Here is a 15499-nt window from a genome sequence, read left to right on the forward strand (position 1 = left end):
ATGGGCCTGGTCTCCGACGAGGTCGACGGCAAGACGGAGTACGTCGCGCTGACCGACATCCTCGGTGCCGAGGACGCCTTCGGTGACATGGACTTCAAGGTCGCCGGCACCAAGGACTTCGTGACCGCGCTGCAGCTGGACACCAAGCTCGACGGCATCCCGTCCGAGGTGCTGGCCGCGGCGCTGTCGCAGGCCCGCGATGCCCGGCTGCACATCCTGGACGTGATGGCCGAGGCGATCGACCGTCCGGACGAGATGAGCCCGTACGCCCCGCGGGTCACCGTGGTGAAGATCCCGGTCGACAAGATCGGCGCGGTGATCGGCCCCAAGGGCCAGATGATCAACGCCATCCAGGACGAGACCGGCGCCCAGATCACCATCGAGGACGACGGCACCATCTACGTCGGAGCGTCCGACGGCCTGTCCGCGGCCGCCGCGGTGGACCGGATCAACGCCATCGCCAACCCGCAGATGCCCAAGGTCGGCGAGCGGTTCCTGGGCACCGTGGTCAAGACCGCGGCGTTCGGCGCGTTCGTCTCGCTGCTGCCCGGCAAGGACGGCCTGGTGCACATCTCCAAGCTCGGCAACGGCAAGCGGATCGGCAAGGTCGAGGACGTGGTGAACGTCGGCGACAAGCTGCAGGTGGAGATCGTCGAGATCGACCAGCGCGGCAAGATCAGCCTGGTGCCGGTGCCTGAGGACGGCGCCGAATCGGTTCCGGCCGAAGCGGGCGCGACCGAGTAAGCAGCACGACCGAGTAGGCACAGCACGACCTGCGGTACCCGAGGGCGGGTGTCCGGACTTCGACGTCCGGGCGCCCGCCCTCGGCCTGTCCCACGGAGAACCACGGGCTCCCACGGACAACCACGGGCAACGACGCGCAAAAGCCGAAATAGGGTCGTCGCAACGGTTGGCTGTCTGCAAGACTCGGGCTAGTGTCTTGTAGTCCGATCGGAAAGACAGAACCAATGGAGTCGACATGACGACCGCCCCTGGCCGCCGCACCGGCGCCGCCCTGCTCGCCGCCGCATCCGTCCTGCTGGCCCTGACCGGCTGCTCGTCGTCGTCGGACGCCTCGGCCGACGGCAAGCTGTCGCTGGTGGCCTACTCGGTGCCCAAGCCCGCCTACGAGGCGCTGACCGCGGCCTTCGCCGCCACCGAGCAGGGCAAGGGCGTCAGCTGGGCCTCCTCCTACGGCGCCAGCGGCACCCAGAGCCAGGCGGTCGGCAACGGCCAGAAGGCCGACTACGTGGCCTTCTCCCTGGAGCCGGACATGACCAAGCTGGTGCCCAAGTTCGTCGAGGAGGGCTGGAACTCCGGCCCGACCAAGGGCATGGTGTCGAACTCGGTGGTCGTGATCGCGGTCCGCAAGGGCAACCCGCTGCACATCACCGGCTGGGACGACCTCACCAAGCCGGGCGTCAAGATCGTCACACCGGATCCGGGCTCGTCCGGCTCGGCCAAGTGGAACATCCTCGCCGCGTACTCCCATGTCCTGGCCGGTGGCGGCACCGAGGCGCAGGCGCAGGACTACCTGAAGGCGTTCTTCGCCAACGTCGTGAGCAAGCCGACCAGCGGGGCCAACGCGACCTCGACCTTCCTCAACGGCACCGGCGACGTGCTGCTGTCCTACGAGAACGAGGCCATCGCCGCCCGGCAGAAGGGTCAGTCGCTGGACTACCTGGTGCCGGCCGAGTCCATCCTGATCGAGAACCCGGCCGCGGTGACCAAGACCGCGCCGCAGCAGGCCAAGGACTTCCTGGCGTACGTGCAGAGCGCCGACGGGCAGAAGGTCTTCGCCGGCAAGGGCTACCGCCCGGTGATCAAGGACGTTCCGGTCGGCGCCGTGACCGGCGCGAACGATCCGGCCAACCCGTTCCCTGCGGTGGCCAAGCTGCAGACGATCGCCGATCTCGGTGGCTGGAGCGCGGTGAACAAGAAGTACTTCGACAAGAACGCCGGCATCGTCACCAGGATCATGGCCGGCAAGGGTGGCTGAGTCGCCGGGCGCCGCTCTGAAGCCAGCACCGCTGAGCGCGGCGCCGACCCGGCGGCACGCGCCGCCGCCGGAGGACCGGATGCGGCTCGGCGCGGCATCCGGCGCCGGGCTCGGGATCGCGGTGCTCTGGCTGAGCCTGCTGGTGCTGCTGCCGCTGTCGGCGGTGGTGGCCAAGGGAGCCGGCGCGGGCCTGGCCAACTTCTGGGCCGCGGTGACCACCGACGAGGCGCTGGCGACGATCCGGCTGACGGTGCTGGCATCGGTGGCGGTCAGCCTGGTCAACGCGGTGATGGGCACCCTGATCGCGTGGGTGCTGGTGCGCGAGGACTTCGCTGGCAAGCGGCTGATCGAGGTGTTGATCGACATCCCGTTCGCGCTGCCGACGATCGTGGCCGGCCTGGTGCTGAACACCCTGTACGGCCCGCACAGCCCGATCGGGGTGAACTGGTACGCCACCCGGCCCGGGGTGCTGGTGGCGCTGCTGTTCGTCACCCTGCCGTTCGTGGTGCGCACCGTCGAGCCGGTGCTGCTGTCGCTGGAGACCGAGGCCGAGCAGGCGGCGGCCTCGCTGGGCGCGGGCCCGATCCGGACGTTCGTGCGGATCGTCCTGCCGGCCATTACGCCCGCCATCGCGTCCGGCGCCTCGCTGGCGTTCGGCCGGGCGATGGGGGAGTACGGCTCGGTCGTCCTGATCTCCGGCCAGCTGCCCCGGACCGAGGTCGCCTCGCAGTACATCTACCAGCAGATCGAGAGCGGCTACCTGCCGGACGCCGCGGCCACCGCGACCGTGCTGCTGGCAATCAGCGTGCTGGTGCTGGCCGCCCTGAACGGCCTGCGGTCCTGGGCGGCCCGGCGTGGCTGAGCTGACCGTGCTGACCGACACCTCCGGGCAGCGTCCGGGGGCTCCGGCCGCCGCGACCGCCCCGTCCAGGCCCGCTCGGCGGCGGCGGACCAGCCGGAGCCGGTGGGCGCTGCGGCTGGTGGCGCTGGCCTACGTGGGCGTGCTGGTGGCGCTGCCGCTCGGGCTGGTGCTCTGGCGCACCATCGACCAGGGCGCGGGCGTCTTCGTCGACGCCGTCACCGGTCCCGAGGCGATCGCCGCGTTCCGGCTGACCGCGATCGTCGCCGGATCCGCGATCGTGATCAACACCGTCTTCGGCGTCGGCGCGGCGCTGCTGCTGGCCCGGTACCGCTTCCGCGGCCGGCGCCTCTTGGACCTGCTCATCGACGTGCCGATCTCGGTGTCGCCGATCATCGTGGGGCTGGCGCTGATCCTGGCGTTCGGCTGGACCACCGGCTGGTTCGGGCCGGCCCTGCAGGGCGCCGGGTTGCAGGTCATCTTCGCCACTCCCGGCATGGTGCTGGCCACGGCCTTCGTGTCGCTGCCGCTGGTGGTCCGCGAGGTGCTGCCGGTGCTCACCGAGACCGGGCTGGACGAGGAGCAGGCGGCCCGGTCGCTGGGCGCCAACGCGGTGCAGCGGTTCCGCCGGATCACGCTGCCCACCATCAAGTGGGCGCTGGCCTACGGCGTGGTGCTCAGCGTCGCCCGGACCCTGGGCGAGTTCGGCGCCGTCCGGGTGGTCTCGGGCAACATCGGCAGCCAGACCCAGACCGTCACCCTGCTGGTCGACGAGCGCGCCGAGCAGTTCGAGCCGGGCGCCTACCAGCTCTCGGTGGTGCTCATCGCGGTGGCCGCGCTCTGCATCGTGATCATCTCGATCATCCGTCCGCACGAGAAGAAGTAGGCCCGCAGATGGGAATCCAGACCCGCGGCATCACCAAACGATTCGGCAGCTTCGTCGCGCTGGACGACGTCGACCTCGACGTCCCCAGCGGCCAGCTGACCGCGCTGCTCGGCCCCAGCGGCGGCGGCAAGTCCACCCTGCTGCGGATCATCGGCGGCCTGGACGAGGCCGACAGCGGGTCGGTGGTGATCGACGGGGTGGAGGCCACCGGCATCCCGGCCCAGCGCCGCAACGTCGGGTTCGTCTTCCAGCACTACGCGGCGTTCAAGCACCTGTCGGTCTACCGCAACGTCGCCTTCGGGCTGGAGATCCGCAAGCGGCCCAAGGACGAGATCCGGCAGCGGGTCCAGGAGCTGCTGGAGCTGGTGCACCTGGACCAGTTCGCCGACCGGCTGCCGGCCCAGCTGTCCGGTGGCCAGCGGCAGCGGATGGCGCTGGCCCGGGCGCTGGCGGTCGAGCCGAAGGTGCTGCTGCTGGACGAGCCGTTCGGCGCGCTGGATGCCAAGGTGCGCAAGGAGCTGCGGGACTGGCTGCGCCGGCTGCACGACGAGGTGCACGTCACCACCGTGTTCGTCACCCATGATCAGGAGGAGGCGCTGGAGGTCGCCGACTCGCTGGTGGTGATCAACCACGGCCGGATCGAGCAGGTGGGCAGCCCGAACGAGCTGTACGACCACCCGGCCAACGACTTCGTGATGGGCTTCCTCGGGCCGGTGACCCGGCTGGGCGCGCACCTGGTGCGCCCGCACGACATCGAGGTGCTGACCTCCGACAGCGCCGGGGCGGTGCCGGCCCGGGTGCAGCGGCTGAGCCGGGTCGGCTACCAGGTCCGCGCCGAGTTCACCGTCACCGCAGGGGGAGCGTCGGCTGCCGGGGAGGCAGGGGACGACGTCGACACCGCCGTCCAGCTGACCCGCGGCCAGGCCGACGCGCTCGGCCTGCAGATCGGCAGCGTGGTCTGGCTGCGGCCGTCCCCGCATGCCAGCGTGCTGACCGTCGGCTGATCAGACGCCTCTTCCCCATATTTCCCACCGACTTTGAGACAATGCCTCGATGGAGATCTCCGCGAAGAGCGACTACGCCGTGCGGGCGCTGCTGGCCCTGGCGGCCGAGGCTCCCAACCTGGTGAAGATCGATGTCGTGGTGGGTGAGCAGCAGCTGCCGCGCAAGTTCGTCGAGGCGATCCTGGGAGACCTGCGCCGGGCCGGCATCGTCCGGTCGATGCGGGGCGCCGACGGTGGCTACGCACTGGCCCGGCCGGCCGCTGAGATCTCGATCGGCTCGGTGATCCGGGCGGTCGACGGGCCGCTGGCCGAGGTGCGCGGGCTGCGCCCGGACGAGATGAACTACACCGGCCTGGCCGAGCACCTGCCCGGCCTGTGGGTGGCGGTGCGGGCCAGCCTGCGCAAGGTGCTGGACGAGACCTCGCTGCAGCAGCTGCTCACCGGCAAGCTGCCGCCGCACGTGCGCAAGATGGTGGACGATCCCGAAGCCTGGGCCCGGCGGGTCCGGTAGCGGGGCAGCGCCCAGCGGAGGGACATCGGATGCAGCTGGAGGTCGTGCTCGGCGACATCACCGAGCAGCAGGTCGACGCGGTCGTCAACGCCGCCAACTCCAGCCTGCTCGGCGGCGCCGGGGTGGACGGGGCGATCCACCGGCGGGGCGGGCCGGAGATCCTGGCCGACTGCCGGCGGCTGCGGGCCGAGGCGTACCAGAACGGGCTGCCCGCCGGGCAGGCTGTGGCGACCACCGCCGGGCTGCTGCCGGCCACCTGGGTGATCCACACCGTCGGCCCGGTGTACTCCGAGCGCGAGGACCGCAGCGCGATCCTGCGGTCCTGCTACCGGGAGTCGCTGCGGGTGGCCGGCGAGCTCGGCGCCCGGTCGATCGCGTTCCCGCTGATCTCGGCGGGCGCCTACCGCTGGCCGGTGCGCCACGCCCTCGAGATCGCCATCGGCGAGCTGCGCGCGGCAGGCCGGCAGGGCGGGCTGGGCGCCGCGCGGCTGGTGCTCTGGCAACCGCAGACGCTGGCCCTCGCGCAGGACGTGCTGGCCGCTGACGCCGGGCCGGCGCCCGGCACCGCTTAGGCTGTCAGCGTGAGCACACGCGCGAAGACCCGGACCCTGCCCGTCTCAGGCGGCGGCGTGATCAAGCGGACCGTGCTGCCCGGCGGCCTGCGGATCGTCACCGAGGCGATGCCGGGCGTGCGCTCGGCCAGCGTCGGCATCTGGGTGGGAGTCGGCTCGCGCGATGAGACGCCGTCGGTCGCCGGCGCCAGCCACTTCCTGGAGCACCTGCTGTTCAAGGGCACCCGGAACCGGTCCGCCCTGGACATCGCGATGCGGATGGACACCATCGGCGGCGAGTTCAACGCCTTCACCGAGAAGGAGCACACCTGCTTCTACGCCACCGTGCTGGACCGGCAGCTGCCGGTCGCGGTCGACATCATCGCCGACGTGGTGCTCAATGCCACCATCGCCGCCGCGGACGTCGACATCGAGCGCACCGTGGTGCTGGAAGAGATCTCGATGCGCGACGACGATCCCTCGGACCTGGTGCACGACGAGTTCGCCGCGGCGCTGTTCGGCGACGCGCCGCTCGGCCGGTCCATCCTGGGCAGCGAGGAATCGATCAACCAGCTCAGCCGCAAGCAGATCCACGGCTACTACTCCCGCCGCTACCGGCCCTCGGAGATGGTCGTGTCGGTGGCCGGCAACATCGACCACGCCGAGGTGGTGCGGCTGGTGCGCGCGGCGTTCACCGGCCGGCTCTTCGACGGCGATGCCGGCGCCGAGCCGCGGCCCGACCGGCGGCTGCACACGGCGCCGGCCCGGCCGGTCAGCGTGGTGGCCGATGACACCGAGCAGGCCAACATCGTGCTCGGCTCGATGGGGCTGTCCCGGTTCGACGAGCGCCGCTTCGTCCTCGGGGTGCTCACCACCGCCATCGGCGGCGGGATGTCGTCCCGGCTGTTCCAGCAGATCCGCGAGCAGCGCGGCCTGGCGTATTCCACCTACTCCTTCACCTCCTCCTACGCCGGTGACGGCCTGTTCGGCCTGTACGCCGGCTGCCAGCCGGGCAAGGCCGACGAGGTCGTCTCGATCATGACGGCGGTGCTGCGCTCGGTGGCCACCGACGGCCTCGGCGCCGACGAGATCGAGCGGGGCAAGGGCCAGTTGTGCGGTGGCATGGTGCTCGGGCTGGAGGATTCCGGATCGCGAATGACCCGGATCGGCAAAGCTGAACTGACCTACGGCGACGTGCTGGGGCTCGATGACCTGCTAGGGCTGGTGCAGGCGGTGACACTGGACCAGGTCAACGAGCTGGCCGCGGAGCTCGCTGCCCAGCCGACCTGCCTGACCGTCGTCGGGCCGTTCGGCGAGCACGACTTCGACGCCGCGGTCTGAGGAGCGCTGGGATGAGCGAGCTGATCACGGTCGGGGTGCTGGGCGCGCGCGGCCGGATGGGGCAGCAGGTGTGTGCGGCCGTGGACGCGGCGGCGGACCTGGACCTGGTTGCGGCCATCGACCTCGACGACCCGATCTCGGCCGCCGTCGAGGCCGGCGCGAGGGTACTGGTCGACTTCACCCATCCGGACGCGGTGATGGACAACCTGCGCTTCGCCATCGACCACCAGCTGCATGTGGTGGTGGGCACCACCGGATTCACCGACGACAAGCTCGCCACGGTGGCGCAGTGGCTGGCCGACCAGCCCGGGGTGGGCGTCCTGGTCGCGCCGAACTTCGGCATCGGCGCGGTGCTGGCGATGAAGTTCGCCCAGCTGGCCGCGCCCTATTTCGAATCGGCCGAGGTCATCGAGCTGCACCACCCGCAGAAGGCGGACGCGCCGTCGGGAACCGCCACCAGCACCGCGCGGCTGATCGCGGCGGCGCGCGCCCGGGCCGGCATGAGCGCCGCGCCGGACGCGACCACGGCCGAGGTGCCCGGCGCCCGGGGCGCTGACCTGGACGGGGTCCGGGTCCACTCGGTGCGCGCGACCGGTCTGGTCGCCCATCAGGAGGTGCTGTTCGGCACCGAGGGCGAGACGCTGACCATCCGGCACGACTCGCTGAACCGGTCCTCGTTCATGCCCGGGGTGCTGCTGGCCGTCCGCGAGGTCGGCAACCGGCCCGGTCTCACCGTCGGTCTGGACCCGTTGCTGGGGCTGTGACAAGGCAATGACCGAAGATCGCGGCGACGAACGAGCGATCGACGACCGCGGCGGACCCGAGCTCGTGGTGAAGAGGCGGACGAACCCGCTGCTGCTGGTGGCGGTGCTGCTCGCCGCGATGATGTTCTACTACGCTCGCCGCTGTGCACCTACGGCGGCTCGCTAACGCTCGCCGCGGCGCGCGACGGGCAGGTCGGACTGGCCGACGTTCTTGTCCAGCCAGTCGATCAGCGGCTGCATCGCCCGCCAGGCCTTGACGATCTCGGTCCTGGCCCGGGCGGTCTGCAGCCAGTCCGGACAGCCGAACTCACGGGTGGCCCAGATCGACTTGTGCCGCAACAGCTCCTGGCGGGGATGGTCCTTGTCGTAGCCGCTGGGGATCCGGCTCAGCTGGTCGCCCCGGATCTCCAACTTCGCCTTGGTCGCGGCCTTGATCGTCTGCGCCAGCGCCTCGCCGGGAAGGTCCTCGGCCACCGCCCGGCGGTAGCGCGCGAGCTGGTCCGAGGCAAGGTCGTAGTACCCGCCGCTGGCGTACAGGCCCGCCGCCGACACCTGCAGGTAGCGCCGCGACTCGGTGAAGTAGACGCCCTGATGGGTCTTGTACGGCGTCTTGTCCTTGGCGAACCGGACGTCGCGGAACGGCCGGAAGAACTTCGCGGCGCCGAACTCCTGGCCGAGCTCGGCGGCCAGCTCCTGCAGCGGGGCCTTGACCTGCTCGTCGTAGATGTGGCGGTGCGCCGTCCAGAACGACTTGGAGTTGTCCGCCTCGAGATCTTCGTAGAAGTCCAGCGCGGCGAACGAGATCCCCTCGAAGGTCACCGGGTGGCTCCTTTCCCTCGTGCGATTTCTCGTGCGATCACGGGTGGCTGATGCGGTCCGGCGCGGCGGGTGCTCAGTCGGCGAGCGCGGCGTGCAGCCGCAGCTCGGTGACGGTGCCGACCCCGGTGTCCAGGTCGCGCCGCAGGCCGTCGGCCTCCCAGCCGGCCGAACGGTAGAACTGCAGCGAGGCGGTGTCGGCCACCGGCACCCAGGCCACCAACCGGGTGACCCCGGCCGGCCGGGTGAGGTCGACGACGGCGGCCAGCAACCGCGAGCCGTGCCCGCGCCGGCCCCAGCGCGGCTCGACCAGCAACATGCTGATCGCGGCGGTGCGCAGCGGGTCGGGATCCTGCGGCTGGCGGTCGGCGTCCGGGCCGAAGGCGGCGAAGCCGACCCGGAACTCGCCCTCCATCGCCACCAGGACGTGGAAGCTCGGTGATGGCGGCGCGGTGACGGCCGCATGCCAGCTGGCCGCTATCTGCTCCGTGCTCAGCGACTGCAGGACCGGCGCCGGCAGCACTGTCTGATACGCCAGCCGCCAGGTGTCGAGCTGGATCCGGGCGAGCTCGGGAACGTCGCCGGCAGTCGCCGGCCGGACGCTTACATCTGCCACGTCAGACAGCCTAGGCGACGGGCCGGGAGAGCAACCGGGGCGGCAGCTCAGCCGCTGCCGTCCCGTGGCTGGTCGCTGACGTACCTGGCGGCTCCGAGTGCGTCGTTGGCCGCGGTGCAGGGGTCGCTCCGGCGAGCCGCCCTGCTACCGGGCCAACGATCGAGGCTGCCTCGCTGAACGTCGCGGCGGCGATGACGCGCCGCTGTCGGACGGGCATGGTCCAATGTGGCGTGCCTTCAGCCGACTTGTCCGCAGCGGCAGCCCGCCGCATCGCCCTGGCGGCCCAGGGTTTCGGCGTGCCCCGGCCGGCCGGGCCGATCACCGCCCGCCACATCCGCAAGGTCGTCGACACCATGGCGCTGCTGCAGCTGGACTCGGTGAACGTCCTGGACCGGTCGCACTACCTGCCGGTGTTCGCCCGGCTCGGCCCGTACCCGCGCGAGATCCTGGACCGGTTGACCGGGCACACCGCCGGCCGGCTGCAGCGGGAGTACGTCGAGTACTGGGCGCACATGGCCTCGCTGATCCCGCTGGCCACCCACCCGCTGCTGCGCTGGCGGATGGCCCGGGCCCGCCGGGAGGCGTGGGGCGACCTCGGACGGATCACCGCCGAACAGCCGGATCTGATTGACCAGGTCCGCAGGCTCGTCGCCGAGCGCGGACCGGTGCGCAGTTCCGACGTGGGGCAGCAACGGCGGCCGAAGACGCCCGGCGAGATGTGGAACTGGCACGACGGCAAGGTGGTGCTGGAGTACCTGTTCCGGGCCGGCGAGATCGGCGCGGCCCGCCGGGTGAACTTCGAACGCCACTACGACCTGATCGAGCGAGTGCTGCCGGCCGCCATCCACAACCAGCCGACCCCCACCAAGGAGGACGCCCAGCGCGAGCTGGTCCGGATCGGCGCGCGGGCCTACGGCGTGGCCACCGAGCCGGACCTGGGGGACTACTTCCGGCTGCCGCGGGCCGATTCCAAGGCGCGGGTCGCCGAGCTGGTCGAAGCCGGTGAGCTGCTGCCGGTGACGGTGGCCGGCTGGGGCTCCCCGGCCTACCTGTGGCCGGCCGCCCGCCGTCCCCGCCGGATGGCGGCCCGGGCGCTGCTCAGCCCGTTCGACCCGGTGGTCTGGTACCGGGCCCGGACACTGCGGTTGTTCGGCTTCCACTACCGGATCGGGATCTACACCCCGCAGGAGCAGCGGGTGCACGGCTACTACGTGCTGCCGTTCCTGCTCGGCGACACCCTGGTGGGCCGGGTGGACCTCAAGGCCGACCGGCAGGCCGGCGTGCTGCGGGTCCAGTCGGCGTGGGCGGAACCCGGCGTCGATCACGCCGAGGTGGCCGTCCAGCTGGCGGCCGCGCTGGCCGAGCTGGCTGCCTGGCAGGGATTGGAGGGCGTGCGGGTCGCCGGCCCGGGTGACCTGGCGCCCGCGTTGGCGGACGTGCTGAGCCGGTCCCATCCGGCGCCCCAGGAAGTCCGCTGGCAGGCCTCCGGAGCGGCGATGGCAGCGGCCGGGGACTAGACGAGCTGACGATGACCCGCTTTGCCGAGCTGCTGGCCGACGCCGCGGAGCTGAGCGCCGCCGGCCAGCGCCGGATCCTGGGCATCACCGGGCCGCCGGGAGCGGGCAAGTCCACGCTGGCACAGCGGCTGGCAGCCGCCCTGGGCCCCGAGCGCGCCGTCCTGGTGGGCATGGACGGCTTCCACATCGGCGACGCCGAGCTCCGCCGCACCGGCCTGCGCGATCGCAAGGGCGCGCCCGACACCTTCGACCGCGCCGGGTACGCAGCCCTGGTGCACCGGCTGCGCCACGAGGCCGGCACCGTCTACGCGCCCGCCTTCGACCGCGCCCTGGAGGACTCGATCGCCGCCGCGATCGCGGTGCCGGCCACCACGCCGCTGGTCATCACCGAGGGCAACTACCTGCTGCTATGGCCGGAGATCCGCCCGCTGCTGGACGAGGTCTGGTACCTGGACCCGCCGCCGGCGGCCCGGCGCGATGCCCTGATCAGCCGGCACGTGGCCTTCGGCAAGTCCCCGGCCGAGGCCGAGAGCTGGGTGCAGACCTCGGACGAGCGCAACGCCGGGGCAGTCGCCGCCGGGCGCGACCGGGCCGACCGGGTGCTGGGCTGGACCGCCGACTGAGCAGCCGGCAGAGGTGTCCGTCCGGGCCGGCAGGGATGTCTGCGCGCCGAAATGCAGTCACCGCCGGTCGACGACGGTAACCTGAAGGCCATGTCTAGTACGGATCGCACCCGCCCGTTCGGCCAGCTGCTCACCGCCATGGTCACCCCGTTCACCGTTGCCGGTGAAGTGGATCTGGCCGCCGCGCGGGAGCTCGCCGAGTACCTGGTGGACACCCAGCACAACGACGGCCTGGTGATCAACGGCACCACCGGCGAGGCGCCGACCACCTCCGACGGCGAGAAGGCGGAGTTGCTGGCCACCGTGGTCGATGCGGTCGGCGACCGGGCGAGCGTGCTGGCCGGGGTGGGGACCTTCGACACCGTGCATTCGGTCCAGCTCGCCGAGCAGGCTGCCAAGGCCGGCGCGGACGGGCTGCTGGTGGTCACCCCGTACTACTCCCGGCCGCCGCAGGCTGGGATCCTGCGGCACTTCCGGGTGATCGCCGACGCCAGCCCGCTGCCGGTGATGGTCTATGACATCCCGGGCCGGACCGGGGTGCGGCTGGAGACCGAGACGCTGATCGAGCTGGCCGCCCACGAGCAGGTCGTGGCGGTCAAGGACGCCCGCGGTGACCTGGCGGCCTCTGCCAGGGTGCTGGCCGAGACGGACCTGGCCTACTACGCCGGCGACGACGCGCTCCTGCTTCCGCTGCTCTCGATCGGCGCGACCGGGCTGGTCGGCACGTCCACCCACTTCTCCGGCGCCGCCACCAGGCAGCTGCTGGATGCCTACGGGCGGGGCGACACCGCCGAGGCGCTGCGGATCTACCGGCAGCTGCTGCCCATCTACACCGGCATCTTCCGCACCCAGGGAGTGATCCTGGTCAAGGCCGGCCTGGCGTTGCAGGGCCGGCCGGTCGGGCCGGTCCGGCTGCCGATGGTCGAGGCCACCGAGCACGATCTGAGCCACCTGCGCCAGGACCTGGCCGCCGCCGGGCTCGCCTAGCTCCCGGCCCAGCCTGCCGGGGTAACCGGCTCGGGCCTCGACCCCCCAGGCGCTTCGGTGTCGATCCGCCCTCAACTTGCAGTTGAGCGTTACCGTTGCCAGGTGGCAACCTCCGGAACCAGGACCCGACAGCCGACCTCCAAGAAGGCGTCGGGGCCCGGGCGTGCCCGCACCGGCGGCTCCGCGCCGGCCGGCCGCAGCCGCCCGTCCGGCCGCTCTTCCCGTACCCCCGCCCGCCAGCGTCCGCTGCTGGCCGGTCTCGGCCGGCTGCTCGTCCAGCTGTGGCGGGCGCTGAGCGCCACCGTGGGGACGCTGGCCCGGGCGGTGGGTCGCAACGCGGCCACCGCTCGCGAGCTGGATCCGGCGCACCGCCGGGACGGCGAGGGCCTCGCGGTGCTGGCGCTGGGGCTGATCTCGGCGATCGCGGTGTGGTTCGCCGCGGCCGGCCCGCTGGGCGAGGCGATCACCGGGCTGTTCCGGCTGCTGGTGGGCAACCTGGCGTTGTTGCTGCCGCCGCTGCTCATCGCCTGGTCGGTGCACCTGCTGCGCCAGCAGCCGCATCCCGAGCGGCGTGGCCGGCTGCTGGTCGGCGGGCTGGCAATCCTGCTCACGGTGACCGGCATGCTGCACCTGTGGGCCGACTCGCCCCGGGACGAGACCGGCTGGTCGCATGCCGGCGGGGTGACCGGGGTGCTCGCCGGCCAGCTGGAGCGGGTGCTGCCGGCCGGCCTGGTCGTCCTGCTGCTGTTCCTGCTCGGCGCCTTCGGCGTGCTGGTGGTGACCGCCACCCCGCTGAACCAGCTGCCCGGCCTGGTGCGTGACCTGATCGCCGCTCCCGCCGCCGACCGGTCCCCGGCCCAGGGCACCGAGGACGGCCGAGGGGCCGAGCCGGGCCTGCCGGACGAGGCCGACCCGTTCCTGGACGACCCGTTTCCGGCCGGTGACCCGGCTACTGGGGACACTGAGAACGCCGGGGCCGACCAGGGCGCCCGCAAGCCACGCAAGCCCCGGATCGCCAAGCCGGCCGTGGAGGACGACCTGCCACCGGTCACCCGGCCCACCCAGCTGGAGCTGCACGGCGGCGCTGCCTACATCCTTCCCTCGCCCGACATCCTGGGCGTCGGGTCCCAGCACCTGGCCCATACCAAGGCCAACGACGAGGTGATCGCCTCGCTCTCCCAGGTGTTCGAGGAGTTCAACGTCGACTGCGCGGTCACCGGATTCAGCCGCGGCCCCACGGTGACCCGATACGAGGTGGAGCTCGGCCCGGGCGTCAAGGTGGAGCGGATCATCCAGCTGGCCCGCAACATCGCCTACGCGGTGAAGAGCCCGGACGTCCGGATCATCAGCCCGATCCCCGGCAAGTCCGCGGTCGGCGTCGAGATCCCGAACACCGATCCGGAGATCGTGATGCTCGGGGACGTGCTGCGCTCGAACGTGGCGCTGCGCGACCACCACCCGATGCTGGCGGCGCTCGGCAAGGACGTCGAGGGCGGCTTCGTGGTGGCCAACCTCGCCAAGATGCCGCACCTGCTGGTCGCCGGCGCCACCGGAGCCGGCAAGTCCTCCTGCATCAACTCCCTCATCCTGTCGGTGCTGACCCGGGCGACCCCGGACGAGGTCCGGATGGTGCTGATCGATCCCAAGCGGGTCGAGTTCGCCGCCTACCAGGGGATCCCGCACCTGGTCACGCCGGTGATCACCAATCCGAAGAAGGCCGCCGACGCGCTGGGCTGGGTGGTCCGCGAGATGGACATGCGCTACGAGGACATGGAGGCCTCGGGCGTGCGGCACATCGACGACTTCAACCGCAAGGTCCGCCACGGCGAGCTGGTCGCCCCGCCCGGCAGCGAGCGGGTCTACACGCCCTACCCCTACCTGCTGGTGATCGTCGACGAGCTCGCGGACCTGATGATGGTGGCGCCGCGCGATGTCGAGGACGCGATCGTGCGGATCACCCAGCTGGCCCGGGCGGCCGGCATCCACCTGGTGATCGCCACCCAGCGGCCCTCGGTCGACGTGGTGACCGGGTTGATCAAGGCCAACGTGCCCTCCCGGCTGGGTTTCAAGACCTCGTCGGTGACCGACTCCCGGGTCATCCTGGACCAGCCGGGCGCGGAGAAGCTGCTCGGCAAGGGCGACGGGCTGTTCCTGCCGATGGGAGCGTCCAAGCCGGCCCGGATCCAGGGCGCCTACGTCACCGATGCGGAGATCAACGCGATCGTGGCGCACTGCAAGGCGCAGCTGCAGCCGACCTATCGCGAGGACGTCACCGTGCCGGCCGCGGCTGCCAAGGAGATCGACTCCGACATCGGCGACGACATGGACGTCTTCCTGCAGGCGGTGGAGCTGGTGGTCTCGACCCAGTTCGGGTCGACATCGATGCTGCAGCGCAAGCTGCGGGTCGGGTTCGCCAAGGCCGGCCGGCTGATGGACCTGATGGAGTCCCGCTCGATCGTGGGCCCGTCCGAAGGCTCCAAGGCACGCGACGTGCTGGTCAAGCCCGATGAGCTGGCCGGGCTGATGTACACGCTGCGCAACGGCGGCAGCGCCGAGGACCTGGTGGCCGAGGACGAGGACGGGCCGGCGCCGTTCTGACCGCGGTGCTGGTTGACACAGCAGAAGGCCCTGACCGCGGGTGCGGTCAGGGCCCTGTGGACGCTCGGGCTAGCCGCGCGTCGCGTGCCGGGCCAGGTAGAACAGCCGGCGGAACGTCAACCTTGCGCGCTCGTTCGAGGCATGGCGGCCGGAGCCGGCAACTTCCCGGGCGGGCACGGTCCAGCTCGCAGACCCAGGTCGGGCCAGCTGAAATCCGGTCATAGACAACACCTCCGTGACTGACGGTATAGGTGTTATCTACTGTGACTGGTGAGGCGCGCGGAAAGTATCGACCTCCACATGATGGTTCAACAGGCCGGCTCGCGCCGACGGCTGCGGGCGGGTCTCGAGGGTGAGCAGCATCCGGGAGTTGCCCAGCGTGTTCGGCTTGACGTACTCCAGATCGAGGAATTCGGCGATGCCGGCG

The 15499-nt window shown here is 71.6% G+C and carries 16 protein-coding genes; 14 read left to right on the forward strand and 2 right to left on the reverse strand.

From position 1 onward, the window contains the following. The 10 genes from VF612_RS04015 to VF612_RS04060 form a co-directional block, all read left to right on the forward strand. A partial coding sequence (locus tag VF612_RS04015) for a S1 RNA-binding domain-containing protein (RefSeq protein ID WP_408658562.1) occupies positions 1-744 on the forward strand: 744 nt, incomplete at its 5' end. 235 nt (positions 745-979) lie between these two features. Continuing rightward, positions 980-1999 (forward strand): extracellular solute-binding protein, encoded by a 1020-nt coding sequence (locus VF612_RS04020; protein WP_408658563.1) that lies wholly within the window; start codon positions 980-982, stop codon positions 1997-1999. Next, positions 1992-2861: a sulfate ABC transporter permease subunit CysT gene (cysT, locus tag VF612_RS04025; protein WP_408658564.1), complete on the forward strand. Its 870-nt coding sequence runs from the start codon at positions 1992-1994 to the stop codon at positions 2859-2861. The genes VF612_RS04020 and cysT overlap by 8 nt, the downstream gene beginning before the upstream one ends. Continuing rightward, the gene (locus VF612_RS04030; protein ID WP_408658565.1) at positions 2854-3744 is read left to right on the forward strand and encodes a sulfate ABC transporter permease; all 891 of its coding nucleotides are present in this window, start codon (positions 2854-2856) and stop codon (positions 3742-3744) included. Before cysT ends, VF612_RS04030 begins: the two co-directional genes overlap by 8 nt. An 8-nt stretch (positions 3745-3752) precedes the next feature. After that, positions 3753-4748: a sulfate/molybdate ABC transporter ATP-binding protein gene (locus VF612_RS04035; RefSeq protein WP_408658566.1), complete on the forward strand. Its 996-nt coding sequence runs from the start codon at positions 3753-3755 to the stop codon at positions 4746-4748. A gap of 49 nt (positions 4749-4797) precedes the next feature. Next, on the forward strand, positions 4798-5259 hold the full coding sequence (locus VF612_RS04040) for an RrF2 family transcriptional regulator (protein ID WP_408658567.1): 462 nt from the start codon (positions 4798-4800) through the stop codon (positions 5257-5259). A gap of 29 nt (positions 5260-5288) precedes the next feature. Then, positions 5289-5831, forward strand: coding sequence for an O-acetyl-ADP-ribose deacetylase (locus VF612_RS04045; RefSeq protein ID WP_408658568.1), 543 nt, complete (start codon positions 5289-5291; stop codon positions 5829-5831). 9 nt (positions 5832-5840) lie between these two features. Then, a complete protein-coding gene (locus VF612_RS04050; RefSeq protein WP_408658569.1) occupies positions 5841-7151 on the forward strand; it encodes a M16 family metallopeptidase in 1311 nt (436 codons plus the stop codon). An 11-nt stretch (positions 7152-7162) separates the two neighbouring features. Next, complete coding sequence (gene dapB, locus VF612_RS04055) at positions 7163-7915, forward strand: 4-hydroxy-tetrahydrodipicolinate reductase (RefSeq protein ID WP_408658570.1); 753 nt, start codon at positions 7163-7165, stop codon at positions 7913-7915. A gap of 7 nt (positions 7916-7922) precedes the next feature. Further along, the gene (locus VF612_RS04060; RefSeq protein ID WP_408658571.1) at positions 7923-8081 is read left to right on the forward strand and encodes a hypothetical protein; all 159 of its coding nucleotides are present in this window, start codon (positions 7923-7925) and stop codon (positions 8079-8081) included. Here the strand turns inward: VF612_RS04060 and VF612_RS04065 are convergent. Both VF612_RS04065 and VF612_RS04070 read right to left on the reverse strand, forming a co-directional pair. Then, a complete protein-coding gene (locus VF612_RS04065; protein WP_408658572.1) occupies positions 8078-8734 on the reverse strand; it encodes a DUF2461 domain-containing protein in 657 nt (218 codons plus the stop codon). The two genes, VF612_RS04060 and VF612_RS04065, sit on opposite strands and share 4 nt — an antisense overlap. A gap of 73 nt (positions 8735-8807) precedes the next feature. Continuing rightward, on the reverse strand, positions 8808-9347 hold the full coding sequence (locus VF612_RS04070) for a GNAT family N-acetyltransferase (protein ID WP_408658573.1): 540 nt from the start codon (positions 9345-9347) through the stop codon (positions 8808-8810). Positions 9348-9562: 215 nt separating this feature from the next. Between VF612_RS04070 and VF612_RS04075 the strand changes: the two genes are divergently transcribed. From VF612_RS04075 to VF612_RS04090, 4 genes are all read left to right on the forward strand, one after another. After that, positions 9563-10864 (forward strand): winged helix-turn-helix domain-containing protein, encoded by a 1302-nt coding sequence (locus tag VF612_RS04075; protein ID WP_408658574.1) that lies wholly within the window; start codon positions 9563-9565, stop codon positions 10862-10864. Positions 10865-10875: 11 nt separating this feature from the next. After that, a complete protein-coding gene (locus VF612_RS04080; RefSeq protein ID WP_408658575.1) occupies positions 10876-11487 on the forward strand; it encodes a nucleoside/nucleotide kinase family protein in 612 nt (203 codons plus the stop codon). Between the two features lie 90 nt (positions 11488-11577). Beyond that, positions 11578-12474 carry a 4-hydroxy-tetrahydrodipicolinate synthase gene (gene dapA, locus VF612_RS04085; RefSeq protein WP_408658576.1) on the forward strand — a complete coding sequence of 299 codons (897 nt, stop codon included), beginning with the start codon at positions 11578-11580 and terminating at the stop codon, positions 12472-12474. Positions 12475-12576: 102 nt separating this feature from the next. Next, a complete protein-coding gene (locus tag VF612_RS04090) occupies positions 12577-15072 on the forward strand; it encodes a DNA translocase FtsK (protein ID WP_408658577.1) in 2496 nt (831 codons plus the stop codon). Positions 15073-15499: the final 427 nt, after the last annotated feature.

The organism is Jatrophihabitans sp. (assembly GCF_036388195.1).
In the GTDB taxonomy this organism is placed as follows: Bacteria; Actinomycetota; Actinomycetes; order Mycobacteriales; family Jatrophihabitantaceae; genus Jatrophihabitans_A.